Origin of the sequence: Rhodoferax sp. GW822-FHT02A01, assembly GCF_038784515.1 — a bacterium.
GTDB lineage: Bacteria > Pseudomonadota > Gammaproteobacteria > Burkholderiales > Burkholderiaceae_C > Allorhodoferax.
This window is the reverse complement of the sequence record NZ_CP152376.1, coordinates 5,036,444-5,062,255: the sequence shown is the minus strand read 5'-3', so window position 1 is coordinate 5,062,255 and position 25,812 is coordinate 5,036,444. Positions and strand designations below refer to the sequence as shown.

Genomic DNA, 25,812 nt, shown 5'->3' with positions numbered 1-25,812 from the left:
GCCCCAGACAGAAACCTAGAACGAAGACCCCGGCCCGCTCAGAAACTCCAGCTCCTCGGGGCCGGAGCTGCGCCCCAGAATGGCGTTGCGGTGCGGGTAGCGGCCAAAGCGCTCGATGATGGACTTGTGCAGCAGCTCAAAGCGCAGGTTGTCTTCCATGCCCGGCTGCGAAAACAACGCAACGGCCTCTGCATGCACAAGCGCGGACTCGCTGTGCATGTAGGGCATGTAGGCAAACACGCGCTGCGCCAGGGGCAAGCTGCGGCCCTGCCGGAAGCTTGGCCATCAAAGCGATGGCAACGCCTCCAGCTGACTTTTCAAAGCAGGCAACGCCGATTGAACCGTATCCCAAACCACCTCAAGGTTGATTTCGAAGTAGCCATGGGCAATGCGGTTGCGCATGCCCCGCATGCTGCGCCAAGGAATGTGCTTGTGCTGCTCGGCAAAAGCTGGGTGCTGATCCATGATCTTGGTTGCAGCCTCTCCAAGAACAATGAGACTCATGACCACGGCTTGCTGGGTACGCTTGTCTTCCAGGAAATCCACTAGAACCATGCCTTCGGTGAAAGACTGCGCATCTGCGATGGCCTGGCGCATGTGATCCAGATAGTCCGCCAACCTGCTCACAGTCATATGGGCTTGGCTTCTTGAAAGACGACGTCGCGGAATCTGACCGGGAGGTCTTTGAGCGTGAGCACGTCGACAGACACCCCCAACAACTCTTGCAGTTCGTCTTGCAAGCCGCCCAAATCCAGCAGTGTGGTGCCGGGCAGCGGGTCAACCAGCAAATCCAGATCACTGCCTTCATGATCATCGCCACGCATGGCAGAGCCAAACACCCGAGGATTTGCCACGCGATAGCGTGCCGCTGCAAGGCAAATTGCATCACGGTGTTGGGTGAGAGCTAGGGAAGGGCGCATGGGCCGGAGTTTAACGGAGCCCACCTCAGGCGGAAACCTAGAACGAAGACCCCGGCCCGCTCAGAAACTCCAGCTCCTCGGGGCTGGAGCTGCGCCCCAGAATGGCGTTGCGGTGCGGGTAGCGGCCAAAGCGCTCGATGATGGACTTGTGCAGCAGCTCGAAGCGCAGGTTGTCTTCCATGCCCGGCTGCGAAAACAGCGCGACGGCTTGCGCATGCACCAGCGCGGACTCGCTGTGCATGTAGGGCATGTAGGCAAACACGCGCTGCGCTTCTGGCAGGCTGCGGTCCTGCCCACTGGCCACCAACTCTTGCGCCAGCACCAGCGCCAGCGCGTCCTGCGCAAAGGCACGCGGTGTGTCGCGGTACACATTGCGCGAGAACTGGTCCAACACAATGATCTCCGCCAGCCGCCCCTCGGGCGTGGCCCGCCAGCCAAACAGCTCACACCGCGCAGCGGACTCCAGCGTGGCGCCGAAGCGGGTGCGGATGGTTTCGTCCAGCGCGGCGTCTTTGGTGAATTGCTGCTTGGGGGTTAGCTCTTCGAACCAAAAGTGGAGGATGGGGTGGGGGGCAAGTGACATCCAATTTTCTTGTGGTTGTGCCACGGACTGTTAAGAGACTGCGTCGGGAAAATATGTGGCCCTAGCTCTTTCAGTCATAGTACTAATTGAATGTCCAGTGACGTCCTTTTTCTTTTCAACCAACCCCTGTTCGTTGAGTTTGCTTGTGCGCCTCCCAACGAGTTGATGGGTTGCATCGATAAGAGGCGCAATTTCCCCAGCGCGCATCGGCCTACTCTCATCTTCCAGACACTCCAGAATTCGGAGTTCTATTGGTTCAAGCATTAACTTTGTATCTAAGGCTGCGACCTCTTTGCGGAAATCATCTGCCAATGAGAAGATCTTGCAAGTTCCCGAACCACGACATTCTGGACAAGACCACTTGAAAGTTTCGAACATCTCTTTCTTGTCCAGCCCGTATGACGAACCGCATTGAGAACATCGAATTGTTTGGCGAGTCGACAAGAACGTAGTCAGTGCCCTGGTAAATTCAAAGCACCGTTGCACAAAGTAATTGCGAAACTCTCGCCCTGGAGGATAGCCCCAAGTAACGCGCTCTGATTCACAGAGACCGTAGAACAGTGCGAAGACGAGCGCTGGCTGCCCATTCTTGTCTCTAATTTTCTTGTATCGGGAGAGAAGAAAATTCGACTCCAAGGACGCTAGTGCTCCCTCTAGTTCGGGATCAACGATGAAGTGACTTGTCGGTGCATTTCTCAATGAAGAGAAATACGTGCCACCAATCGTCCCTTCGTTGATCCCCCGCCGTATCCTCCTGGTCTCCGAAATCAGGAAATCGAGAAGCTTTTTCTGATTGTCACGATCTAGCTTGTTTTCAAAAGGCTCTAATGCAAATCGATTCATCCGATCAAAATATTGAGAAACTGTTTGTTCGTAATATTTTTGAGATGCCAATCGAATTGATTGCGCGGTGATTTTTTGCCCTTTAGAAATGCGGTCCAAGTAACAGTAGTGTAGTAAATGACCAACTATTCGAGGAACATTGAAGGAGCATTGGAATAGCAGCTCCGCATATTGTTCAAAAGCAAAATTACTATCCACTTCAAAATAGTCACTTGCTTCAACTCCAAATGCCTTGAAGCGAGCAGTTAGCAAGCGGTGGGTGTAATCAATTGCCGAACGCTCCATCTCTTGCACTTCGGTAGTTTCATATAAATCAACGAAGTCCAACGTAATGGTGTCAACTTTTCCGGGATCAATCCGCCCGTAGTAGACCCTTCCCGGGTAACCAGCTACTTTGAGTTTTATCGCTTCGTTCGATGCGTTGTTTAACGGAGAAAGAACCACATCCACAAAGAGTTTCTGATCGACTAATTTCAATTCAGAAAAGTCATCAAAAAATATGACAACCCTTTGAAGTTGTGCTTCCTCAAGCAATTCGCGAATATCTCGAATAATTTCGTAAAACGGAAAAGACTTCAAAACAACATCGGAATACTCTTCATAGAGTTCTTGATCTTCCAAGCTTTTTTCGAATGCGGTGGAGGCAACTTCAGCGTTGAAACTTATTGAAGTATCTGAGACTACTCCCCCAACTTTATCGTTGATGCCAGTGCCTCTTTCCTTCGCCGCCTTGCGCTTAATATTTCCATCAATCTTGGCAAGTATCGGAAGCTCATCTGATTTGAGCGGTGTTTTTTTGATTCTATCCGCCAGCGCCTGTAGTGCAAGTTTCAAGTCCTCATACTTTCGTCTTTTTCCGAGCCATCTTTGAACGATTGACATGCGTTCACAAGCAGCTCCGATTTCCTTGAGAAGTTCTGAAATAACATGGCCAAGCGCTTCTTTGCGAAGCAGATGGCTTCGAGTAATTACCGGATCTATACCCTTATCCAAAGAATTGAATGAGGGCTGCTCCGCAGCCGCAACTACTTCATGCAGGGTCTTCACATCTAGGTAGACGGACAATGTCTTGTCACGTTCTCGCAAAATGCTTTGAGCTTTTGCAAACAATGTGCTCTTGCCAGTTCCCTTGCGACCCAAGACGAATGTCGTATTCCCAGATAGTACTGAGTTGAGTACTGAGCTATCCGGCAGGGGATCAACGTAAAGAATATCGACCGGCTTTTCGCCAACATCATCTTCGAAATCAAGAAGTTCTGCTCTTCGATACTGCCGCAGAGACTCTGCAACTTTGGCAAACAATACCTTGTCCATGCATCCCCCAATTTATATTCTTACTTCCCCGACTATCTACTTCCCCCAACTATCCTTCAACCCCACCGCCAAATTAAACACCGGCTTGGTTCCCGTCACATGGTCCACCCGGTCCGCCACAAAATACCCGTGCCGCTCAAACTGGAACTTCTGGTCCGGCGCGGCGTTGGCCAGTGAGGGTTCCACGATGGCGGTGATGACCTTCAGGCTGTTGGGGTTCAGGCTTTCGAGGAAGTCTTTGCCGCCCGCGTCGGGCTGGGCGTCGCTGAACAGGCGGTCGTACATGCGCACTTCGGCGCTTACGCCGTCGGCCACGCCGACCCAGGTGATGGCGGCCTTGGCCTTGACGCTGTCGGCGCCGGGGGTGCCACTCTTGGTGTCGGGGATGACCTTGGCGTGGACTTCGGTGATGGCGCCTGCGGCGTCTTTGGCGCAGCCGGTGCATTCGATCACGTAGCCGCCCTTCAGGCGCACGATCGCACCCGCGGACGTAGTGCCGTCCGCGTTCACTTTCGGCGGGGTCAGCCGCTTGTAGCCCTTGGGTGGCACTTCTTCAAAGTCTTCGCGCTCGATCCACACTTCCTTGCCGATGGTGAAGTGGCGCGTGGGTGCGGTAACTCCCTCGGGCGGGTGGGGCAGGGAAGGCTGGGTGCAGGGCTCCAGGTGGCCGGCGCCCATGACTTCGTCCCAGTTGGTCAGCACCAGTTTGACCGGGTTGAGCACGGCAAAGCCGCGGTAGGCCTTGGTTTCCAGGTCTTCGCGCAGGCAGCCTTCCAGGGTGCTGTAGTCGATCCAGCTGTCGCTCTTGGTCACGCCGATGCGCTCGGCAAAGAGCTGCAGGCTCTCGGGTGTGTAGCCGCGGCGACGCAGGCCGACGATGGTTGGCATGCGCGGGTCGTCCCAGCCGTTGACCTTGTGGTCGTACACCAGGGCGGCGAGTTTGCGCTTGCTGGTGATCACGTAGGTGAGGTTCAGGCGGGCAAACTCGTACTGATGCGGTGGCGGGCTGCTGAGCAGGCCGCCTTCGCACAGGCGCTCCATCAGCCAGTCGTAGAAAGGGCGCTGGTCTTCAAACTCCAGCGTGCAGATGCTGTGGGTGATCTGCTCCAGTGCGTCCTCGATGGGGTGCGCAAAGGTGTACATGGGGTAGATGCACCATTTGTCGCCCGTGTTGTGGTGGGTGGCGCGGCGTATGCGGTAGATGGCCGGGTCGCGCATGTTGATGTTGGGGCTGGCCATGTCGATCTTGGCGCGCAGCACCATGGAGCCGTCTTCATGCTGGCCGTCGCGCATCTCGCGAAAGCGCGCCAGGTTCTCGTCAGGCGTGCGGGCACGGAATGGGCTGTCCACGCCGGGCTTGCTGAAGTCGCCGCGGTTGACGCGCATTTCTTCAGCGGTCTGTTCGTCCACGTAAGCGTGGCCGGCTTCGATCAGGTACTCGGCTGCGCGGTACATGAAGTCGAAGTAGTCGCTGGCCTGGTACGGCGCATCGTTGCCCGGCTGGCTCCAGTCATAGCCCAGCCACTTGACCGAGTCGATGATGCTGTTGACGTACTCGGTGTCTTCCTTCTCGGGGTTGGTGTCGTCAAAGCGCAGGTGGCACACGCCGCCGTAGTCGCGCGCCAGGCCGAAGTTCAGGCAGATGCTCTTGGCGTGGCCGATGTGCAGGTAGCCATTGGGCTCGGGCGGAAAGCGGGTGCGTATCTTGGCGGGGTCGGGCTGGCCCGCGGCCTGGTGGGCTGCATCGCCGGGGCTGCCAGCCCAGCGGCGGGTGGCGTAGGTGCCTTTTTCCAGATCGGACTCGATGATCTGGCGCAGAAAGTTGCTCGGTTTGACGGCTTCAGGTGCCGCAGCGGCGGCTGGCTTGGCGTTGGAGGGGGGAGTGCTCATGCTTCTGATTTTAGACGTGGGCTTATAAGATGGCCTCATGGCACACACATCCCCTTCACGCATAGCCCTAACGCAGCACGACCTGCAGGCCGCAGCCCATGACGGGCTGATCACCAAAGCACAGGCCGACGCACTCTGGCAACGCTGGTCCGCACCCGACGATGCAAACGCCGTGACCACGCCCGCCGCGCTGGGCGGCTACCGCAGCGGCCCCACGTTTGGCTTTACCAATGTGCTGTATTACTTTGGCGGCATGGTGGCCATAGGCGCCATGTCACTGTTCATGACGCTGGGCTTTGAGCAGATGGGCGCGGGTGGTCTGCTGGCCATTGCCTTGGCCTATCTGGTGGCCTGCCTGAAGGTGGCGGACCATTTCAAGGCGCGCAGCCTGCATGTGCCCGCGGGCCTGTTGGCCACGCTGGCCGTGGTGCTGGTGCCGCTGATCGTGTGGTGCGCCCAGAGCCTGGCCGGACTGTGGCCGCCCGGTGGGGACGCGCGCTTCTCGGCCTATCACATGCACGTCAACTGGCGCTGGCTGACGCTGGAGTTCGCCACGCTGGCGGCGGGGGCAGTGATGCTGTGGCGCTACCGGCTGCCGTTCATGGTGATGCCGCTGGCGGTGACGGTCTGGTACATGAGCATGGACGTGGCCAACGGCCTCATGCAAAAGGATGGCTTTGACTGGACGTTCACCCGCGATGTGTCGCTGCTGTTTGGCATTGCCACCTGCGCGCTGGCCATGTGGGTGGACGTGCGCAGCCGCCGCTCGCAGGATGCAGACGCGCGGCAGGACTTTGCCTTCTGGCTCTATCTGTATGGCGCCATCATGTTCTGGGGTGGTCTGAGCCTGCGTGACTCCGATAACGAGTGGGGCAAGCTGGCGTACTGCCTGATCAACCTGGCGCTGATCTTTGGTGGCGCGGTCATTGGCCGGCGGGTGTTTACCGTGCTGGGGGCGTTTGGTGTGGCGGGGTATCTGGGCTACCTCTCTCACCGGGTGTTTCAGGACAGCCTGCTGTTTCCGTTTGCGCTCACGCTCTTGGGGCTGGGCTTTGTGTGGCTGGGCGTGTGGTGGCAGCGGCATGAGGCCGCCATCCACGCACGGCTGCAGCGCTTTTCGCCGGTGCGTTAGGCACAAAAAAAGCGCACCGAAGTGCGCTTTTCTTTGGGGAGCCGCTGATTAGCGGATCACAGCCAGTTCTTCGAGCTTGCCGCCCTTGACAGTCTTCAGGGTCAGAGCTCCGCCCTTGATGTCGCCCTTTTCGTCAAAGGAGATGGGGCCGGTCACGCCTTCGTACTTGGTGGCTGCCAGTGCGGGCAGGTACTTGGCTGGGTCGGAAGAACCGGCCTTGACCATGGCTGCAACCATCAGCTTGGTAGCGTCATACACGTAGGGAGCGTAGATCTGCACGTCAGCGTTGAACTTGGCCTTGAACTTCTTGTCGAAGGCATCCTTGGCGGCTGCGTACTTGCTGCCCTTTTCCACACCGCCGGCTTCGGCGCAATAGACTTGGTTGTCAGCGATGGAGTCGCCAGCCAGCTTGATCAGGTCGGTGGAGCAGATGCCGTCACCACCCATGAACTTGGCAGCAATGCCCAGGGACTTCATCTGGCGCAGCATGGGGCCGGCAACGGCGTCCATACCACCGAAGAACACCACGTCAGGCTTCTTGCCCTTGATGGAGGTCAGGATGGCGTTGAAGTCGGTAGCCTTGTCGGTGGTGTACTCCTTGGCAACCACTTTGCCGCCGGAAGCCACAACTGCCTTGCTGAACTCTTCAGCAACGCCTTGGCCGTAAGCAGTACGGTCGTCGATCACGGCAATGGACTGGCCCTTGAGGGTGTTCACAGCGTAACGGCCCAGAGTGCCACCCAGTTGGGTGTCATCAGCCACAACGCGGAATGTGGTCTTGAAACCTTGGCGTGTGTACTTGGGGTTGGTGGCGGAGGGGGAGATCTGGGGAATGCCTGCATCGCTGTAGATCTTGGATGCGGGGATGGAAGTACCGGAGTTCAGGTGACCGATCACGCCGGAAACCTTGGCATCAGCCAGCTTCTGTGCAACGGCAGTACCTTGCTTGGGGTCTGCAGCATCGTCTTCAGTCAGCAGCTTGATGGTAACTTTTTGACCACCGATGGTGACACCGGCTGCATTGAGTTCTTCAACGGCCATGATGGCGCCGTTTTCGTTGTCCTTACCCAGGTGGGCGATAGCGCCACTGGTGGGACCTACGTGGGCAATGGTCACCACGGATTGTGCGAACGCGACGCCAGCGGTAATGGCGAGCACGGCAACAGCTACGGTTTTCATCTTCATGAGTTTCAAACTCCAGTTTTTAAAGTTAAACAAAAACGTGAATTAAGTTTCCACGGGAGGGGAACTTAACCCACCTTTTTACGGTTGGGTATAGGGCTTTTGCTTAAGCTAAACCCTAGGCGCTCAGTATAAGCAGCAGCTAATCCACTCCGTAAAGTGGGGAGTGTAGGCAATTTGCATGCCACTTGATCAACATCAGTGACTTATTGTTGAATCAGCGACGCAGTGAACGCGTTGATGGCTTCAATCTGCGGTGGCAGCACGGTGTAGGGAATTTTTTCGCGGTCCAGCAACTCGCGCAGACCACGGTCAATGGCACGCGCCTGCTCCTCTTCCTGAAAGCGGCCGGCGCGCATATAGCGCTTGTCGCCGCGCTCCACCAGGACGTTGATGTTGTCGTACATGCCGTACCACTCCAGGATCTGCGCGCGGGTCTTGGCCACGTCGCAGATGTTGGGTTCATAGGTCTCGTTGTAGAACAGGACCTGGGGCAGCGAGCCTTCGGTGATGAGGAACTGCACCTGTCCGTCGATCAGGTTGATCATGTCGAACTGGCGTTGCGCAATGAAGTACTGGTTCTTCAGCACCTCGAAGTTCTGCTGCCAGACCAGACCCTTGGCATGGTCGGGAATGATCTCCACCGTCTTTCCACGCTGATACAGATACAGCACGATGGCTGCGGCAAACATGGACTTGTCACTGCCGGGCCCGCCAATGATGTTGATGACCTTGGTGGGGTACAGACGCAGCTTGGTTTCGGGCAGGATGTTGGTTACGTTGGTGTAGCGGATCGTCATGCGAAAACCTCGAACTGGGAAATGGGGCTGACTGTAAACCCTTTGGATGCGCGTGGCTTACACATGCGCTTCCTACAATAGACCGTATGAACAAACGAGCGTGGGTGGCCGTACTGGTCGCGGCAGTGGGAGTGGCTGGTGGCGCTTTGTGGTGGAGCCAGCGTGCAGCGTCTGACGCGGTGCAATACCGCAGCGCCAAGATCGAGCGCGGCAATCTGCAGGCTACCGTGGCGTCCAGCGGCGCCGTCAATCCCGTGGCGCTGGTGACCGTGGGCACGCAAGTCAGCGGCCAGATCCGCGATCTGTATGTGGACTTCAACTCCGAGGTCAAGTCCGGCCAGCTGCTGGCGCAGATAGACCCCGAAACTTTTGAATACCGGGTGCGTTCGGCGCAGGCCGATGTGGACGCGGCCCACGCCGCAGTGGCCACGGCGCAGGCCAACCTGCTGGCCGCCATGACGCAGGTCTCGCGCGCCCAGGTGGACCTGACCGAAGCGAAGCGCGACATGGACCGCAAGCAGTTCCTGGTGGAGAAGCAGTTCATTGCGCAGAGTGAGGCGGACAAGGAGCGCGCCCTGGTCAACACCAGCCAGGAGGCGCTCAAGGCAGTGCAGGCGCAGGTGGGCGTGGCAGAAGCCGGCGTGCACTCGGCACAGGCCAGCGTGGCGCAGCGCGAAGCGGCACTGGCGCAGGCCCGCATTGACCTCGTGCGCACCCGCATCACGTCGCCGGTGAACGGCATTGTGGTCAAGCGCTCCATCGAGCGCGGGCAGACGGTGGCCGCCAGCCTGCAGGCGCCGGAGCTGTTCATCATTGCCCAGAACTTGCGTGACATGCAGGTGGAAGCTGCCATCGATGAGAGCGACGTAGGGCGCCTGCGCAAGGGCCAGAAGGCCAGCTTCACCGTGGACGCTTTCCCGGGCCAGACCTTCGAAGGCGAGATCCGCCAGGTGCGCAAGGCTGCCACCAACGTGGCCAATGTGGTCACTTATGTGGCGGTGGTGGGCTTCTCCAACGTGGATGGCAAGTTGCTGCCCGGCATGACCGCCAATGTGCGGGTGGTGACCGACGAGCGCGCCAATGTGCTCAAGGTGCCCAACGCCGCTTTGCGCATGCGCGTTGCCAGCGTGGAGCCCACGCCGGGCGCCACGAATGAAGTCGCACGCGGTGCCCCGCGCGGCCGCATCTATGTGCTAGACGCCAACGGCAAGCCGCGCGCGCTGGCTGTGCGCTTGGGCGTCAGCGATGGCAGCATGACCGAACTGTTGGCAGACGGGCAGGGCGCGCAGGATATCAGGGAAGGCGCAGAGGTCATCGTGGGCACCAAATCCATGGCCAGCGGCAGCGGATCGCGCCCGGCTGGCAGTGGTCCACGGCCCCCGTTCTGAAGTAGCATGGCACCGACCGGCAGCGTGCTGATCCAGGCGCGCAAACTCAACAAGACCTACCACATGGGTACGCCTGCACAGCAGCGCGCAGGCGACGGCCAGGCCGTGCACGCCTTGCGCGACGTGTCGCTGGACATTGCCGAGGGTGACTTCGTCGCCATCATGGGCGCTTCGGGTTCGGGCAAGTCCACCTTGATGAACATCCTGGGTTGCCTGGACTTGCCCACCTCCGGCACCTACCACCTGGCGGGCGAAGCGGTGCAGGACATGGGGCAGGACCAGTTGGCCTCCATCCGCAACCGGCGCATCGGTTTTGTGTTCCAGCAGTTCAACCTGCTGCCGCGCACATCGGCTCTGGAAAACGTGGAGCTGCCCATGGTGTACAGCGGCATCAAGGCCGCCGCGCGGCGCGAGCGCGCGCAAGCCGCCTTGCAGCGCGTGGGGCTGGGCGAGCGCATGCACCACACGCCTGCCGAACTGTCGGGCGGGCAGCAGCAGCGTGTGGCCATTGCCCGTGCGCTGGTGAACCAGCCGCAACTGATTCTGGCCGACGAACCCACCGGGGCGCTGGACTCGCAAACCAGCGAAGACATCATGCGGCTGCTGACCGCGCTCAACCAGCAGGGCATGACCGTGGTGCTGGTGACGCACGAGGCCGACATTGCCGCCTGGGCGCGGCGCAAGCTGGTGTTCAAGGATGGGCAGGTGGTGCAGGACGTGGTGCAGGAGGCGGCGGCGTGAACACCATGGCGGCGCTTCGTAGCGCCTTGCGTGCGTTGGGCGCCAATGCCTTGCGCAGCGTGCTCACCATGCTGGGAATCATCATCGGCGTGGCCGCGGTCATCACCATGATTGCGGTGGGGCGGGGCGCCACCGATAGGGTGCAGGAACAGATGAAGGGCCTGGGCTCCAACATCATGCTGGTCATTCCCGGCGGCGTGTCGCAGGCCGGTGTGCGCCTGGGCGCGCAGACCCGCCAACGCCTGACCGAAGAAGACGCCACCGCCATTGCCGTGGAAATTCCCGAGGTGCAAGTGGCCGCGCCCACCTCGCGCACCAGCGGCCAGCTGGTCTATGGCAACACCAACTGGGGCACCAGCATCATTGGCGTGAACAACGACTACCTGGAAGCGCGCGACTGGCCGCTGGCCAGCGGCCGCATGTTCGATGCCGCCGAGCTGGCCGGCTCGGCCAAGGTGGCATGGATCGGAAGTACCGTGGCGCGCGAGCTGTTTGGCGACCAGGACCCGGTGGAGCAGATGATCCGGGTGCGCAACATCCCCATGACGGTGATTGGCGTGCTCTCCACCAAGGGACAGAACTCCATGGGTCAGGACCAGGACGACGCCATCATGGTGCCGCTGTCCACCCTGCGCAACCGCATCTGGGGCGGCGACGCCACCAGCCGCCTCAAGCGCGTGGGCGCCATCTCCGTCAAGGTGCGCGAGGGCGAGGACATGAAGGCGGTGGAGGCCAGCATCACCGACCTGCTGCGCCAGCGCTTCAAGGTGCCCCCCGGTAGCGAAGACCCGTTTGCGGTGAAGAACCTCACCGAAATCCTGCAGGCACAGGAGGAGTCCAGCCGTGTGATGACGCTGCTGCTGGCGGCTGTGGCCGGTATCAGCCTGCTCATAGGCGGTATAGGCATCATGAACATCATGCTGGTGAGCGTGACCGAACGCACCAGAGAGATCGGCCTGCGCATGGCTGTTGGTGCACGCGGGCGCGACATTTTGGTGCAGTTCCTGATTGAAGCAGTGACGCTGAGCCTGATTGGCGGAGCCATCGGCGTGGCGCTGGGAACCGTGGCGACCTGGGGCGTGGGTGCGTTTGCCGGCTGGCAGGTGAGCTTGAGCGCGGGCTCGGTGCTGCTGGCCGTGGGCTTTTCGGCGGGGGTGGGCGTGTTCTTCGGTTTTTACCCGGCGCGCCGTGCATCTAAACTGCTGCCGATTCAAGCCTTGCGTTACGAGTAATTTTTTGGAGAGTATTTTGGATATTGTTTTGCTGATCAAAGCCACCATCATGGGCATCGTGGAGGGTCTGACCGAGTTCCTTCCCATCTCCAGCACGGGGCATCTGATCCTGACCGGCGCCCTGCTGGGCTTTGATGACGACAAGGCCAAGGTCTTTGACATTGCCATCCAGACCGGCGCCATTTTGGCCGTGGTCATCATCTACTGGGAAAAGCTGCGCAGCACCCTGGTGAACCTGGGCAGCAGCCACCGCGCGCAGCGCTTTGCGGCCAATGTGTTCATCGGCTTTCTGCCTGCGGGCATCGTGGGCTTCACGGTCTACAAGATCATCAAGAACTACCTGTTCACGCCCGGCGTGGTGGCGGGCGCCTTCATCGTGGGCGGCTTCATCATCCTGTGGGTGGAGAAGGTGGCCAAGCCGGTGCCGCGCATCCATGACATCGACGACATGTCGGGGCTGGACGCGCTCAAGGTGGGACTGGTGCAGTGCCTGGGCATGATCCCCGGAACCAGCCGCAGCGGCGCCACCATCATTGGCGGCATGTTGCTGGGCCTGTCACGCAAGGTGGCGGCGGAGTTCTCGTTCTTTCTGGCCATCCCGACCCTGGTGGGCGCGGGTGTCTACAGCCTCTATAAGGAGCGCGCCAACCTCAGCATGGCCGACCTGCCGCTGTTTGGCGTGGGTTTTGTGGTGTCGTTCATTGCGGCATGGCTGTGCATACGCTGGCTGCTGAGGTTCATTGCCTCTCACAGCTTCGTGGGCTTCGCCTACTACCGCATCGCCTTTGGTGCAGTGGTGCTGGCTACGGCCTACTTCAACCTGGTGCAGTGGTCGGCGTAGCCATCGCGCGAATGGCTGCCTCGATGGCGGCGGCGGTGGCTACCGGTTGCTCCATGGGGAAGAGGTGGCTGCCTTCGAGCATGGTGATGTGCTCACCCACCACCTTGCGCGTCAAGGCCATACCCACTTGCCGCATTTCCTCGGACTCGGTGCCACCAATGAAGTGTGCCGGGCATTGCAGCGGGTGGCGCTTGAGCTGACGCTCCAGGTTGTGCGGCAGGCCGTTGTAGATGGCGGTTTCCACGTCGCGGTCAAAGGCCAGCACGCGCTTGCCGTGGTGCTCCACTGTGCCGTGGTTCACATAGTCGTGCAGTACCTGCTCATCCCATTTTGCAAAGGGCTTCTTGTGGCGGAAGTGGGCGAAGGCCTCTTCGGTGCTGTCCCATGTGGTGCGCCTGCGCTTGCTCACAGCACCGGGTGAAAACGAGCCCACCAACTGAGTGCGTTTGGCGATGGCCACCGCGTTGGATTTCCAGCCCCCTAGCAGGGGCGAGTCGATCATCACCAAACCCTTCACCCGGGCGGGCACGCGCATGGCGGCCATCAGGCTCAGGTAGCCGCCCAGCGAGTGGCCCACCAGCCAGGCCGGCTGGCCGGCCCTGTCGGTTTCCTGCTCGATGAAGTCACACAACTGCCGCACCAGATACGGCCAGTTGCTGGTGACCGGATAGTGCGGGTCGTGGCCCACCTTCTCAATGGCCTTGACCGTGAAGCCGCGGCCCCGCAGGCTGCGAAACAGCACCCGGTACGTGCTGGCGGGAAAGCTGTTGGCGTGGGAAAAGATGATCACGGCGAAGGTTCCGCCTTAGATCAACTTCTCGTCCGGCGTGGTGATTTTTTTGAGCGGCAGGCTGCGGGTGGGAGCAACCATCAGCGGAACTTCGGTCTTGCCGCCGTCCCAGGTCGGGTCTTCGATGCTGTCAAAGACTTCGCGCAGCTTCTGGCCCCAGCTACCGTGCAGCATCTGGAAGTAGGGGTTGTTCTCGTCGATGCAAACCACCTTGTCGGTGTGGAAGGTGCCAGCTTCGTACACCACCATGTCCAGCGGCAGGCCCACCGAGAGATTGGATTTGAGGGTGGAGTCCATGGACACCAGCGCACACTTGGCGGCTTCGTCCAGCGGCGTGGTGGGCGTGATCACGCGGTCCAGCACCGGCTTGCCGTATTTGGATTCGCCGACCTGGAAGTAGGGCGTCTCGGGTGTGGCTTCGATGAAGTTGCCGGCGGAATACACCTGGAACAGGCGCATGCCTTCACCCTTGATCTGGCCGCCAAAGATCAGCGAGACGTTGAAGTCCACGCCCGCCAGCTTGAGCGAGCCGGCGTCGCGCTCGTGCACCTTGCGGATGGCTGAGCCCAGCACCCGGGCGGCGTCAAACATGCTCTTGGCATTCCAGATGGTGATGCCTTCGTCTTCGTCATGTTCCTTGAGGCGTTCGACCTGCAGAATCTCGCGCACCGACTGGGAGATGCTCAGGTTGCCGGCCGAAAGCAGCACCATGAAGCGGTCGTCTGCCTTCTCATAGACGATCATCTTGCGGAAGGTGCTGATCTGGTCGAGCCCGGCGTTGGTGCGGGAATCGGAGAGGAAAACCAGGCCAGCGTTGAGCTTGATGGCTACGCAATAAGTCATTTTTTGGGGGGAGCGATAAAAGGTAGGAGTGTAAAGGGCCTACCTTTCACCACGGGCTCAGGCTGGCAAGGCCAGATAGGAGCTGTTCCCCACTTTGAATACCGACACGGCTTCCACCAGCTCCGCGGCTTGGTTGCGCAGGGTGTTGGCCGCAGCGGAGATTTCTTCCACCATGGCCGCGTTCTGCAGCGTGGTCTGGTCCATGTTGGAGATGGCACCGCCCACCTGCTGCACGCCGTTGGCCTGTTCGATGCTCGAGTGGCTGATCTCGCCCATGATATGGGCCACCTTCTGGATAGCCTCCACCAGCTCCTTCATGGTCTGGCCTGCCAGGCCGACCTGCGAGCTGCCGTGTTCCACCCGCTCCACGCTGGCGTTGATCAGTTGCTTGATTTCCTTGGCGGCTTCGGCGCTGCGTCCGGCCAGGGAGCGCACTTCGGACGCCACCACGGCAAAGCCGCGGCCCTGTTCACCGGCACGGGCTGCCTCCACTGCCGCGTTGAGCGCCAGGATGTTGGTCTGGAAGGCGATGCCATCGATCACGCTGATGATGTCGGCAATGCGGCGCGAGCTGTCGTTGATGCCCTTCATGGTCTCCACCACTTGGTCCACCACGGCTCCGCCGCGCACGGCCAGGCTGGACGCGTTCTGCGCTAGCTGATTGGCCTGGCGCGAGTTCTCGGCGTTTTCTTCCACGGCACCGCTCAGGCGCGACATATGGGCGTTGGTTTGCTCCAGTGCGGTGGCCTGCTGTTCGGTGCGGTTGGACAGGTCCTGGTTGCCCGAGGCAATCTCTTCGCTGGCCGAGGACACGCTCTCCGAGCCATGGCGCACCTTGCTGACCACTTCGATCAGGCTCTTCTGCATGTTGTGCAGGGCATGCAGCAGCTGGCCGGCTTCGTCCTGGGTGGTGGCGTGAATCTCCGAGGCGAGGTCGCCGGAAGCCACGCGTTCAATGGCGTTCACCGCCTCCGACAGCGGGCGGGTGATGGAGCGGATCAGCACAAAGGCGGCACCGGCTGCCAGCGCCACGCCCACTACTGCAATGACCAGCATGGCAACGCGGGCCGTGGTGTAGGAGGTGACGGTCATCGCACTCTCGTCAGATGCCCCCTTCTGGCTGATGGCCACCAGTTGGTCCAGTGTGGCGGTGGACTTCTCGAACAACTTGGCAGCGGTGGTGTTGAGCAGGCGCTTGCCCTGGTCGGCCTGGAACTGCTTGGCCAGCGTAATCACCTGTTCGTGGATTTGCAGGTAAGCCTTCCAGTCGGCGGAAAAGGAGTCAAACAGCTTGCGCTCGTTGTCGTCGCTGATGCTGTCGGCAAAGGCCTTGCTGTCGGCCTGAAAAGCGGCCTGGATCTTGGCCATCTTCTTTTCGAGGTCGGCCATATCGGAGTCCACCGTGCTCATCACGTGCTGCAGCTCGGCCATGCGAAAGCTCGCAAGCTCCGAGCTCATCTTGTTCACCGCCACCGATTTGGGTAACCAGACGCTGGAAATCTCATCGGCGTTGCGCCACATGAGTCCCATCTGGAATACCGCTGTTACAGCGATTGCCAGCATGGCCAACACCACCATGGCAAAGGTCGACGTCAGGCGCGTCGAAATCTTGAGGTTATTGAGCGTGTTAATGGCAGCCTCTTTCGGTATGGATGTATCTTGGAGCGGCTCCGTTCTGGGTGAAGGAGCCGCAAATCATCATACGGATAGGGGCCACGGTGAAATGGCAAAAAGCGGCGTCTATTCGTCCATTCGCGACAAGATGTCAGCCTCTGTTGGCCAGCGCCTTGAGCTGGTAGAGCGCTTCCATGGCTTCGCGCGGGCTCATGGCGTCCGGGTCGATGGCCGCAACCGCTGCTTCCACTGCACTGGCAGTAGGTTCTTCTCCGTGCGGAGGCGGTGCAAAAAGATCGACCTGGCGTTGCGACGCCGTGGCTTGCGCCTCCAGCGCATCCAGTGTGTGCCGAGCCTGGTTCAGCACCGCTGCGGGCATGCCCGCCAAGCGCGCCACCTGAATCCCATAGCTGCGGCTGGCAGGGCCCGGCTCGATGGCGTGCAGGAACACGATGTCGCGCCCGGCCTCGGCAGCGCTCACATGCACGTTGACGGCGGCATGGTGCGTGGCCGGGAACTCGGTCAGCTCGAAGTAGTGGGTGGCAAACAGGGCAAAGGCCTGCGTCTTGTCGTGCAGGTGCGTGGCGATGGCCGAGGCCAGGGCCAGGCCGTCGAAGGTGGAGGTGCCGCGGCCGATTTCGTCCATCAGCACCAGGCTTTGCGGCGTGGCGGCGTGCAGGATCTGGGCGCCCTCGGTCATTTCCAGCATGAAGGTGGACTGAGCGTTGGCCAGATCGTCCGCCGCACCAATGCGGGTGTGGATGGCATCGATGGGCCCCAGCGTGCAGGCACTGGCTGGCACGTAGCTGCCCATGCTGGCCAGCAGCACGATGAGGGCGACCTGGCGCATGTAGGTGGACTTACCGCCCATGTTCGGGCCGGTGATGACCTGCATGCGTTGCTTCGGCCCCAAGTGGGTGTCGTTGGCGATGAAGTTTCCGCTGGACAACTCGGCCAGCCGTGCCTGCACCACGGGGTGGCGGCCCTGGGTGATGTCGATGCAGGGTTGCTCCACAAAGCGTGGGGCGCACCAGTCCAGCGTCAGCGCACGCTCTGTCAGCGCGCATAGCGCATCCAGCGCGGCCAGCGCCTGTGCGGTGCGGGTCAGCGCCGGGACAAAGGGCTGCAACTGGTCCAGCACCTGTTCGAACAACCACTTCTCGCGGGCCAGGGCGCGCTCCTGCGCGCTCAGGGCCTTGTCTTCAAAGGCCTTGAGTTCGGGGGTGATGAAGCGCTCGGCGTTCTTGAGGGTCTGGCGGCGGCGGTAGTCATCCGGCACCTTGTCGGCCTGGCCGGTGGTCACCTCGATGTAGAAGCCGTGCACCCGGTTGAATTGCACCCGCAGGTTGGCAATGCCGGTGCGGGCTTTCTCGCGCACTTCCAGGTCCAGCAGGAAAGCGTCGCAGTTGGTCTGGATGGCACGCAGCTCATCCAGCTCGGCGTCAAAGCCGCTGGCAATCACGCCGCCGTCGCGCACCAATGCGGCAGGTTCGGGGGCAATACCGGCGGCTATCAGCGCGGCGCACTCGGGTGGCGCCAGCAGGGCGTTGGCAATATCGAGCAGGTAGCCGTTGAGGCCCTGCAGTTGCGCTGCCAGCGCCTGGGTCTTCTGCAGGGTGAGCAGCAGGGCCACCAGCTCACGCGGGCGTACCTGGCGCAGCGCCATGCGGGCGGTGATGCGTTCCACATCGGCACAGCCCTTGAGCTGCGCGCGCAAGCTCTGCCATAGGTTGGCGTGGTTGCCGGTGTGCAGCGTCTCGATGGCGTGCAGCCGCTGCATCGCCTCGCTGCGGTCGCGCTGCGGCTCCAGCAGCCAGCGCTTGAGTGCGCGGCTGCCCATGCCGGTCATGCAACTGTCCAGCAGCGAGAACAGGGTGGGGGAGTCTTCGCCCCGCAGGGTCTGCGTCAGCTCCAGATTGCGGCGGGTGGTGGCGGGCAGGTCGATGAGCGCGTCGTCGCGCTGCACTTGCACGCTGCTGATGTGGGTGAGGCTGCGGCCCTGGGTGTGTTCGGCATAGGCCAGCAGCGCTGCCGCGGCGGCGTGGGCCAGCGGAAGGTCCTGCGCGTTCCAGCTCACCAGGCTGGCGGCCTGCAAGGCATCGAGCAGCTTGCGCTGGCCCAGGGCACTGTCGAACTGCCATTCGGGGCGCGCCGTCAGGAAGACCGCAGTGCCCATACGCATGCGCTTGAGGCGGTCTTCAAAGCTGCCGGTCACGGTGGCGCTGTATGCCAGTTCGCTGGGCGCAATGCGGCTGACCCAGGCGCCCAGCGCATCGGGTGCGCATTCGGCCAGAAACACAATGCCCTGCGTGACCGACAGCCAGGCCAAGCCGCAGCGGTTGCGCGGGCCCTGGTGCACCGCCATCAGCATGGACTCGGTCTTTTCGTTGAGGAGCTCGGAATCGGTCAAGGTGCCGGGCGTAACCACCCGCACCACCTTGCGCTCCACCGGCCCCTTGCCGCCCACTTCACCCACCTGCTCGCAGATGGCGACCGACTCGCCCTGGCGGATCAGCTTGGCCAGATAGCCTTCCATCGCGTGAAAGGGCACACCGGCCATCTGGATCGGCTGCCCGGCGGATTGGCCGCGCGTGGTCAGCGTGATGTCCAGCAGCCGTGCCGCCTTCTCGGCATCGGTGTAGAACATCTCATAGAAGTCCCCCATGCGGTAGAACAGCAGCGTGTCCGGAAAGTCCGCCTTGAGGGCGAGGTACTGCTGCATCATGGGGGTGTGTTGCTTGGTGTCTTCTGTCATCGCAGAGAGTCTAGCAACAACAGGCTGCCTGCAATGGTCGGCACTCCTGCGGGCGGGCAGCTCTGGAGGGGCCGAACCGACTGTTTGGCCCCTCCAGCTCCAGGGTCAGGTCCGCCTGCTTTTCAGAAGTGACCATAGGGTCACGCTGACTATGGCGGCAGACAAGGGGAAGACCAGCCCATTCACAGTGCCCCAGCCGCTGGCGTCGAAAGTGGCGCCGGCCAGCAGGGAGCCGATAGCCACAGCGGCAAAGGTCAGGAATTCGTTTGCTGCCTGGGCCCGTGCACGATCGCCGGCTGACGCGTGGGCAAGCACCTGCGTCAGCAAGTTGGTGCCTCCCACAAACGAGAAGTTCCAGGCCACTCCATACAAAGCCAGCGCACATACAAAGGTGGATAGTGTGGTCCCGGTCAGTGCCACCACACCGCCCAGCACATACAGGGCACCCCCTGCGAGCTGAATGGAGTAGACGCCCCAGCGCTCTATCAGACGCCCGGTAAAAAAACCCGGCGCAAACATGGCAAGCAGGTGCCACTGGATGACCGATGCGGCGTTGCCGACCGTGAGCCCACAGCCCAAGACTGCCAGCGGGGTTGCCGTCATCACGAAGATCATGGTGGCGTAGCCAAGGGTGCTGTTGGTGACAGCAGCGATGAATGAGGGATTGCGCAGGAAGACACGCAACGGCGTAGATGCCGTCTGAGCCGGGCCGGGCGCGTTGCGCGGCAGCTGCAGACGCGACAAGACCAGGGCGGAGGCTGCGGACAGCGCCAGGACCGATAGGTAGGAGCCAGCGAACGTGTGGGGTGCCAGGGCGTCGCGGGCCCATGCGGCCAATGTGGGACCAGCCACCGTAGCCACCACACCACCTGCAATGACCAGACCAATGGCCTTGGGTCTGAAATCCAGGCTGGCCGCTTCGGTGGCCGCAAAACGATAGTACTGGGCGCTGGCCTGAAACACGCCCAGGAACAGATTGGCGATGCAGAACCACAGAAAGCTGGATTGGACGATCGCCATTGCCGCAAGGCATCCGCCCGTGACGCCGGCAAGCGTGCCAAGCAGGAAGAGCGGCTTTCTGCCCCAACGCGCCATGGACAGGGAAACCGGAATGGTGCTCAGCGCCGTGGCCACGGTAACCAGGGCAAAGGGCAATGTGGCCAGGCTGCGGGCAGGGGCCAGCATCGCGCCCACCAGGCCGGTCAAGGTCAGTCCGATGGCGGAGGCACACAGGTACAAGGCTTGGCACACCACCAGGAGCGCCACGCTGCGATTGGGTTTGAGAAATATTTGCATACCCGTAGCCTAGATGTGGGTAGCATGGCGGTTAGGACAACATAACCGCAAATTCAGCCATGACGAAAAAACCTGCACATTCTGAGGAACGAACCCGCGTGGTTGTTCTGGTGGCTTATGACGGTTGCCAGTCACTGGATTTCACCGGGCCCTGGGAGGTGTTTTCCAAAGCTTCGCGATATGCTGCCGACAAGGGGCTCGGACCTGGCTATCGGCTGGTGCTGGCGTCGCCGCATGGCGGCACGGTGGTGACCAACTCCGGGTTGCAACTGGCCCATTCCACGGCCATTGCAGATATCCGTGGTCGCGTAGACACCATCATGGTGGTGGGAGGTGATTCCAAGGCGTTTGAGCCATCCGGTTCGGCCGTCGATGTACTTCCATGGCTCAGGCAGTGGTCGGGTTCCGCCAGGCGCATGTGCAGTGTGTGCACCGGCGCATTTGCCCTGGCCGCCGCCGGTTTGCTGGATGGGCGCAGAGCGACCACGCACTGGAACGCATGTGCGGAGTTGGCCAACACATATCCCAGAGTCAAGGTGGAGCCCGATGCCATCTATGTGGCCGATCCACCGTTCTACTGTTCCGCCGGCATTTCCTCCGCCATCGATTTGTCTTTGGCGCTGGTTGAAGCGGATCTGGGGCAGCCCGTCGCGCTGGCCGTGGCCCGTGAGCTGGTTGTGTATCTGCGCCGCCCGGGCGGCCAGTCACAGTTTTCCGCGGGGCTGCAGGCGCAAATGTCCTGCTCGCATGTTTTGCGCGAGTTGATGATGTGGGTGGTCGAGCACCCAAAGCACGATTTGAGTGTGGCCGCGCTGGCAGACCGCGTGGCGATGAGTGAGCGCCATTTTTCACGCCAGTTCCTGCGTGAAACCGGTCAGACGCCAGCGCGGTTTGTGGAAGCGGTGCGTCTGGATCACGCCAAGAACCTTCTGGAACAGACCTCCTGGCCGCTGGTCCGCGTGGCGCAGCGGTCGGGGTTTGGTTCGGTTGACAGCCTGCAGCGCAGCCTGCGCCGCCACACAGGTATTTCACCGGAGCTGTATCGCCAGCGGTTTGCGCGACTACCCACGCCCTAAAGCGCGCCAACTTGACTCTGGTCAACGTCTTTTGCGGGCTGCAGTTCATAATTTGCCGGAGTGCTTTGAGGGCAATTCCATGAATGTGAGTACCCAACGGCCCGGCTCTTCCCGGGCATCGTCCGGCGCGCCGGCTTCGCAGAAGGCCAATGCCATAGACCAGGCGTTTCACGCCCAGTTGGCCCGTTTCACCCAAGGTATTTCGCCAGCATCCCTGCTCAGTGCCTACCTGGACTGGATGGTGCATCTGGCCGTGTCGCCGGGCAAGCAAAGCGAACTGGTAGCCAAGGCGCTGGATGATGTGCGCCGGCTTGCTGTAGCCGCAGTGCCAACGGCAGGGGAGGCGGGCCAGCCCTGCATTGAGCCGCTGGTGCAGGACAAGCGCTTTGAGGCGCCCGAGTGGCAGACCTGGCCGTTCAACCTGATTTACCAGGCCTTCCTGCTCAACCAGAGCTGGTGGCACACCGCCACAAAAGGGGTGGAGGGCGTCAGCGCCCACCATGAGCAGTTGGCCAACTTCTTCTCGCGCCAGTGGCTGGACATGGTGTCGCCCTCCAACTTTCTGGCCACCAACCCGGAAGTGCTGGCCGAAACCGCAAAGACCGGCGGCATGAACCTGTTGCGCGGTGCGCAGAACCGCTTCAACGACGCGCTACAGAACATCCGGGGCGAACCGGCTCCGGCCATGCGCCTGTTCCGCCCGGGGCACGAGGTGGCCATTACGCCGGGCAAGGTGGTCTACCGCAACCGGCTGATCGAGCTGATCCAGTACGCGCCCGCAACCGACACGGTATTTGCCGAGCCGGTGCTGATCATCCCGTCGTGGATCATGAAGTACTACATCCTGGACCTGTCACCGGAAAACTCGCTGGTCCGCTACCTGGTGGAGCACGGCCACACGGTCTACATCGTTTCCTGGAAGAACCCGGAAGCGTCCGACCGCGATCTGGGCATGGATGACTACTTGAAACTGGGCGTCATGGCCGCGGTTGATGCCATTGCTGCGGCGCTGCCCCGGCGCAAGATCCAGGCGTTGGGCTATTGCCTGGGCGGAACCCTGCTGGCCATCGCCGCCGCCTATATGGCCCGCAACGGTGACAACCGGCTGAAGTCGCTATCACTGTTGGCGTCCGAGCTGGACTTTACCGAGCCCGGTGAGCTGGCGCTGTTCATCGACGAAAGCCAGCTCGCCTATCTGGATGATGTGATGGCCGAGAAGGGCTATCTGGACGGCAAGCAAATGGCAGGCGCCTTTGCGCTGCTCAATTCGCGCGATCTGGTGTGGTCGCGCATGGAGCACGAATACTTGATGGGCCATAGCCTGCCCGTGAGCGACCTGATCGCGTGGAATGCGGATGCCACCCGCATGCCGTACCGCCAGCACCATGAATACCTGCGCAGCCTGTACCTGCGCAACGACTTGGCCGAAGGCCGCTATCTGGTGGATGGCAAGCCGGTGGCGCTGTCGGACATCCGGGTGCCGGTGTTTGCGCTGGGCACGCAGCGCGACACGGTGTCGCCCTGGCGCTCGGTGTACAAGATCCATCTGCTCACGGATACGGACGTGACTTTCTGCCTGTGCACCGGCGGGCACAACGTGGGCGTGGTCAACCCGCCCGGACCCGGAGTGAAACGCAGCTTCCAGCTCGCGCGGCATGCGCATGGGGAGCGCTATGTGGACCCCGATAGCTGGACCGAAAAGGCGGCTGTGACCGAAGGTTCCTGGTGGCCCGCCTGGCAGGAATGGCTCGCGGCGCACAGCGGCCGTCGGGTGGCACCACCGCCCATGGGCATTGGGGCGCACGACGGCGAAGCCCTGGACGACGCACCGGGCCGGTACGTGCTGGCCGCCTGAGAGGAGCGCAATTTTGGACAACACCCCAGTTCGCTACATCGCCGGAGCACCCGATCCGGACTTTCTGGAAAACCGGACCTTCCAGGAAATCCAGGTAGGCGACACCGCCAGCATGGAGCGCAAGGTCACCCAGCGTGACATCCAGCTGTTTGCCGCCGTGTCGGGTGACGTCAATCCGGCCCATGTGGATGCGCTGTATGCCAAGAGCAGTCGGTTTCACGGCATCATCGCCCACGGCATGCTGGGAGCGTCGCTGATTTCCACGTTGCTGGGCACGCGCTTTCCGGGCCCTGGCACGATTTACCTGGGGCAGTCGCTGAAGTTCCTCAAGCCGGTGCACATCGGCGATGTGCTCAGCGTGACGGCCACGGTCAAGTCCATGGACGCGATCAAATACCGGCTGGTGCTGGACACGTACTGTGTCAACCAGGATGGAGAGACGGTGATCGCAGGAGAGGCTGAAGTGATGGCACCCCTGGAGAAGCTGCACATCCATCGCACAAGCCTGCCAGAACCTCTGATGGCCGACAAGAACCTGCGCTACAACGAGCTGCTGCAGGCGGCCAAGCGTTGCAGCAAGATCCGTATGGGAGTCGTACATCCGTGCAGTCAGGACGCGTTGGCAGGTGCGGTGGACGCCGCGGCCCTGGGCCTGATCGACGCGGTGCTGATCGGTCCGGCAGAGCGCATTCGGGCAATCGCCGCAGAGCACCGGATTGACCTGGGTGGAGTCGAGCTGGTGGATGTGCCGCACAGCCATGCCGCAGCCGCCAAGGCTGTTGCCATGGCGCGCAATGGGGAAGTGGATGCCCTGATGAAAGGCAGCCTGCACACCGATGAGCTGCTTGCCGAAGTGGTGAATACCCAGACCGGGCTGCGCACTGCGCGGCGCATCAGCCATGTGTTTGTGCTCGACGTTCCGCGCTACCCCAAGCCCCTGCTGATCACCGATGCGGCCATCAATGTGGCGCCGGATTTCGAATCCAAGGTCGACATTGTTCAGAACGCCATCGACCTGGCGCACGCGCTGGGCATCCCTTGCCCCAAGGTGGCGGTGCTTTCTGCCGTGGAGACGGTCACTCCCAAGATGCGCTCAGCCATGGATGCAGCCGCCCTGGCCAAGATGGCCGACCGCGGCCAGATCACCGGCGGGCTGGTGGATGGCCCGCTGGCGTTTGACAACGCGGTTTCCATGGCCGCAACCCGGACCAAGGGCATCCAATCCGCAGTGGCCGGTGATTCCGATGTTCTGGTGGTGCCGGACCTCGAGTCGGGCAACATGCTGGTCAAGCAGCTCGAATACCTGGGGGATGCGCAAGTGGCGGGCATCGTGCTGGGTGCCACCGTACCTATCGTGTTGACCAGCCGTGCGGACACGGCCCATTCACGCATCGCGTCGTGCGCGATTGCATTGTTGTGGGCCGCCTTCAAGCGCGCCAATCCGGAATGAGCACAGCCTTGGCCCCAGCGGGCGAAACCATTGTTGTGCTCAACGCGGGCTCTTCGAGCATCAAGTTCGCAGCCTTCGCCCGCAGCATGGACGACGCGGTAGACCCGCCACGCATACTGCACGGCGAGATCGATGGCCTGGGCAAGGAAGCCAGACTGCTGGCCTGGCGTGACGATGGGCAGGCTTTGCCATCCGGTGGTCTGTCCGGTACGGCGGAGGCCGGACAGTGGTACGCCAGTGAATTGCGCATGCTGTTCGAGTGGCTGGAGCAGCAATTGCCAGGCCGCAGCCTGTGCGCGGTGGCGCACCGGGTGGTGCATGGTGGTACGCGCTTCACCAAGCCGGTGCGGGTCACAGCGGAAGTGCTGGAGCAGCTCAAGGCGCTCTGCCCGTTGGCGCCACTGCATCAGCCACACAACCTCGCGGCGATCGAAGTGATTGCGGCGCTGGAGCCTGCCTTGCCCCAGTTCGCCTGCTTTGACACGGCATTTCACGCGGACCAGCCATGGGAGGCGCAAACCTACGCCTTGCCGCGGCGCCTGCGTGATGCGGGCGTCAAGCGCTACGGTTTTCACGGGCTGTCGTATGAATACATCGCCAGTGTTCTGCCGGCGCACCTGGGTGCCTTGGCGGACCAACGCGTGGTGGTGGCGCATTTGGGCAACGGAGCCAGCATGTGCGCTCTGCGCAACCGCCGCAGCGTAGCCACCAGCATGGGCTTTACGGCACTGGATGGACTGATGATGGGCACGCGCTGCGGCAGCCTGGATCCCGGCGTGGTGCTCTATCTCGCCATGGAACTCGGCATGGACGCAAAGGCCATCGAGCACATGCTCTACCACGAGTCCGGTCTGCTGGGTGTGTCGGAAATATCGTCCGACATGCGTGTGCTGGAGGCCAGCGACGACCCTAGGGCCAAGGCGGCCATTGATTTATTCGTGCACCGTATCCATCGGGAGTTGGGCAGCCTCGCCGCCGCATTGGGCGGTCTGGACGTGCTGGTGTTCACCGCGGGCATCGGCGAACACAGCAGTCTGGTCCGGGAGCGCGTGTGCCACGCCGCGTCTTGGCTGGGTATTGCGCTCGATGAAGAGGCGAACCGGGCTGGTGCGCGCCGCATCAGTTCGGCAGCCAGCCGCGCGTCCGCCTGGGTGATCCCGACCAACGAGGAATTGATGCTGACGCGCCACGCCCAGGACCTGCTGCTGCAAGTGTGTTGACCCGCGTGCCTCGCGCGAAGATACTCCGCCCCATGCACACTGATTGC

21 protein-coding genes and 1 pseudogene are annotated in these 25,812 nt (G+C 61.5%); 9 read left to right on the top strand and 13 right to left on the bottom strand.

Annotated elements, in window-relative coordinates:
• Positions 1 to 15: 15 nt before the first annotated feature.
• The 6 genes and pseudogenes from AAGF34_RS23955 to AAGF34_RS23930 all read right to left on the bottom strand — a co-directional run.
• Positions 16 to 264, bottom strand: a pseudogene (locus AAGF34_RS23955) (DUF924 family protein); the annotation flags it as partial.
• 21 nt (positions 265 to 285) lie between these two features.
• A complete protein-coding gene (locus AAGF34_RS23950; RefSeq protein ID WP_342618215.1) occupies positions 286 to 633 on the bottom strand; it encodes a DUF86 domain-containing protein in 348 nt (115 codons plus the stop codon).
• Positions 630 to 920 (bottom strand): nucleotidyltransferase family protein, encoded by a 291-nt coding sequence (locus AAGF34_RS23945; protein WP_342618214.1) that lies wholly within the window; start codon positions 918 to 920, stop codon positions 630 to 632. The genes AAGF34_RS23950 and AAGF34_RS23945 overlap by 4 nt, the downstream gene beginning before the upstream one ends.
• 37 nt (positions 921 to 957) lie before the next feature.
• The gene (locus AAGF34_RS23940) at positions 958 to 1,503 is read right to left on the bottom strand and encodes a DUF924 family protein (protein WP_342618213.1); all 546 of its coding nucleotides are present in this window, start codon (positions 1,501 to 1,503) and stop codon (positions 958 to 960) included.
• A gap of 30 nt (positions 1,504 to 1,533) precedes the next feature.
• On the bottom strand, positions 1,534 to 3,660 hold the full coding sequence (locus tag AAGF34_RS23935; RefSeq protein ID WP_342618212.1) for a PHD finger domain-containing protein: 2,127 nt from the start codon (positions 3,658 to 3,660) through the stop codon (positions 1,534 to 1,536).
• A gap of 36 nt (positions 3,661 to 3,696) precedes the next feature.
• Complete coding sequence (locus tag AAGF34_RS23930) at positions 3,697 to 5,550, bottom strand: glutamine--tRNA ligase/YqeY domain fusion protein (protein ID WP_342618211.1); 1,854 nt, start codon at positions 5,548 to 5,550, stop codon at positions 3,697 to 3,699.
• Between the two features lie 37 nt (positions 5,551 to 5,587).
• Between AAGF34_RS23930 and AAGF34_RS23925 the strand changes: the two genes are divergently transcribed.
• On the top strand, positions 5,588 to 6,682 hold the full coding sequence (locus tag AAGF34_RS23925; protein ID WP_342618210.1) for a DUF2157 domain-containing protein: 1,095 nt from the start codon (positions 5,588 to 5,590) through the stop codon (positions 6,680 to 6,682).
• Between the two features lie 48 nt (positions 6,683 to 6,730).
• Here AAGF34_RS23925 and AAGF34_RS23920 read toward each other — a convergent pair whose 3' ends face one another.
• The gene (locus AAGF34_RS23920) at positions 6,731 to 7,867 is read right to left on the bottom strand and encodes a branched-chain amino acid ABC transporter substrate-binding protein (protein ID WP_342618209.1); all 1,137 of its coding nucleotides are present in this window, start codon (positions 7,865 to 7,867) and stop codon (positions 6,731 to 6,733) included.
• Between the two features lie 203 nt (positions 7,868 to 8,070).
• Entirely contained in the window at positions 8,071 to 8,664 is a 594-nt protein-coding gene (locus tag AAGF34_RS23915; protein WP_342618208.1) for a hypothetical protein, read from the bottom strand.
• An 86-nt stretch (positions 8,665 to 8,750) separates the two neighbouring features.
• On the opposite strand from AAGF34_RS23915, the gene AAGF34_RS23910 reads away from it, so the two are divergent.
• From AAGF34_RS23910 to AAGF34_RS23895, 4 genes are all read left to right on the top strand, one after another.
• Complete coding sequence (locus AAGF34_RS23910; RefSeq protein ID WP_342618207.1) at positions 8,751 to 10,052, top strand: efflux RND transporter periplasmic adaptor subunit; 1,302 nt, start codon at positions 8,751 to 8,753, stop codon at positions 10,050 to 10,052.
• Between the two features lie 63 nt (positions 10,053 to 10,115).
• Positions 10,116 to 10,793, top strand: coding sequence for an ABC transporter ATP-binding protein (locus AAGF34_RS23905; RefSeq protein WP_342621172.1), 678 nt, complete (start codon positions 10,116 to 10,118; stop codon positions 10,791 to 10,793).
• Positions 10,794 to 10,798: 5 nt separating this feature from the next.
• Positions 10,799 to 12,025, top strand: a complete 1,227-nt coding sequence (locus AAGF34_RS23900) for an ABC transporter permease (protein ID WP_342621171.1) — start codon at positions 10,799 to 10,801, stop codon at positions 12,023 to 12,025.
• Positions 12,026 to 12,041: 16 nt separating this feature from the next.
• Positions 12,042 to 12,866 (top strand): undecaprenyl-diphosphate phosphatase, encoded by an 825-nt coding sequence (locus tag AAGF34_RS23895; protein WP_342618206.1) that lies wholly within the window; start codon positions 12,042 to 12,044, stop codon positions 12,864 to 12,866.
• Here the strand turns inward: AAGF34_RS23895 and AAGF34_RS23890 are convergent.
• The 5 genes from AAGF34_RS23890 to AAGF34_RS23870 form a co-directional block, all read right to left on the bottom strand.
• A complete protein-coding gene (locus AAGF34_RS23890) occupies positions 12,841 to 13,656 on the bottom strand; it encodes an alpha/beta hydrolase (RefSeq protein WP_342618205.1) in 816 nt (271 codons plus the stop codon). The two genes, AAGF34_RS23895 and AAGF34_RS23890, sit on opposite strands and share 26 nt — an antisense overlap.
• Positions 13,657 to 13,671: 15 nt before the next feature.
• Complete coding sequence (locus AAGF34_RS23885) at positions 13,672 to 14,499, bottom strand: proteasome-type protease (RefSeq protein WP_342618204.1); 828 nt, start codon at positions 14,497 to 14,499, stop codon at positions 13,672 to 13,674.
• 57 nt (positions 14,500 to 14,556) lie between these two features.
• Positions 14,557 to 16,062 carry a methyl-accepting chemotaxis protein gene (locus AAGF34_RS23880; RefSeq protein WP_342618203.1) on the bottom strand — a complete coding sequence of 502 codons (1,506 nt, stop codon included), beginning with the start codon at positions 16,060 to 16,062 and terminating at the stop codon, positions 14,557 to 14,559.
• A 202-nt stretch (positions 16,063 to 16,264) separates the two neighbouring features.
• A complete protein-coding gene (mutS, locus tag AAGF34_RS23875) occupies positions 16,265 to 18,868 on the bottom strand; it encodes a DNA mismatch repair protein MutS (RefSeq protein WP_342618202.1) in 2,604 nt (867 codons plus the stop codon).
• A gap of 105 nt (positions 18,869 to 18,973) precedes the next feature.
• On the bottom strand, positions 18,974 to 20,164 hold the full coding sequence (locus tag AAGF34_RS23870) for an MFS transporter (protein ID WP_342618201.1): 1,191 nt from the start codon (positions 20,162 to 20,164) through the stop codon (positions 18,974 to 18,976).
• 59 nt (positions 20,165 to 20,223) lie between these two features.
• On the opposite strand from AAGF34_RS23870, the gene AAGF34_RS23865 reads away from it, so the two are divergent.
• The 4 genes from AAGF34_RS23865 to AAGF34_RS23850 all read left to right on the top strand — a co-directional run bounded on the left by AAGF34_RS23865 (position 20,224) and on the right by AAGF34_RS23850 (position 25,765).
• Positions 20,224 to 21,240, top strand: coding sequence for a helix-turn-helix domain-containing protein (locus AAGF34_RS23865; RefSeq protein ID WP_342618200.1), 1,017 nt, complete (start codon positions 20,224 to 20,226; stop codon positions 21,238 to 21,240).
• A 79-nt stretch (positions 21,241 to 21,319) separates the two neighbouring features.
• Complete coding sequence (locus AAGF34_RS23860) at positions 21,320 to 23,095, top strand: alpha/beta fold hydrolase (protein ID WP_342618198.1); 1,776 nt, start codon at positions 21,320 to 21,322, stop codon at positions 23,093 to 23,095.
• Between the two features lie 13 nt (positions 23,096 to 23,108).
• Positions 23,109 to 24,545 (top strand): bifunctional enoyl-CoA hydratase/phosphate acetyltransferase, encoded by a 1,437-nt coding sequence (locus AAGF34_RS23855; protein WP_342618197.1) that lies wholly within the window; start codon positions 23,109 to 23,111, stop codon positions 24,543 to 24,545.
• A complete protein-coding gene (locus AAGF34_RS23850; RefSeq protein ID WP_342618196.1) occupies positions 24,542 to 25,765 on the top strand; it encodes an acetate/propionate family kinase in 1,224 nt (407 codons plus the stop codon). Before AAGF34_RS23855 ends, AAGF34_RS23850 begins: the two co-directional genes overlap by 4 nt.
• The last annotated feature ends 47 nt before the right edge of the window (positions 25,766 to 25,812 follow it).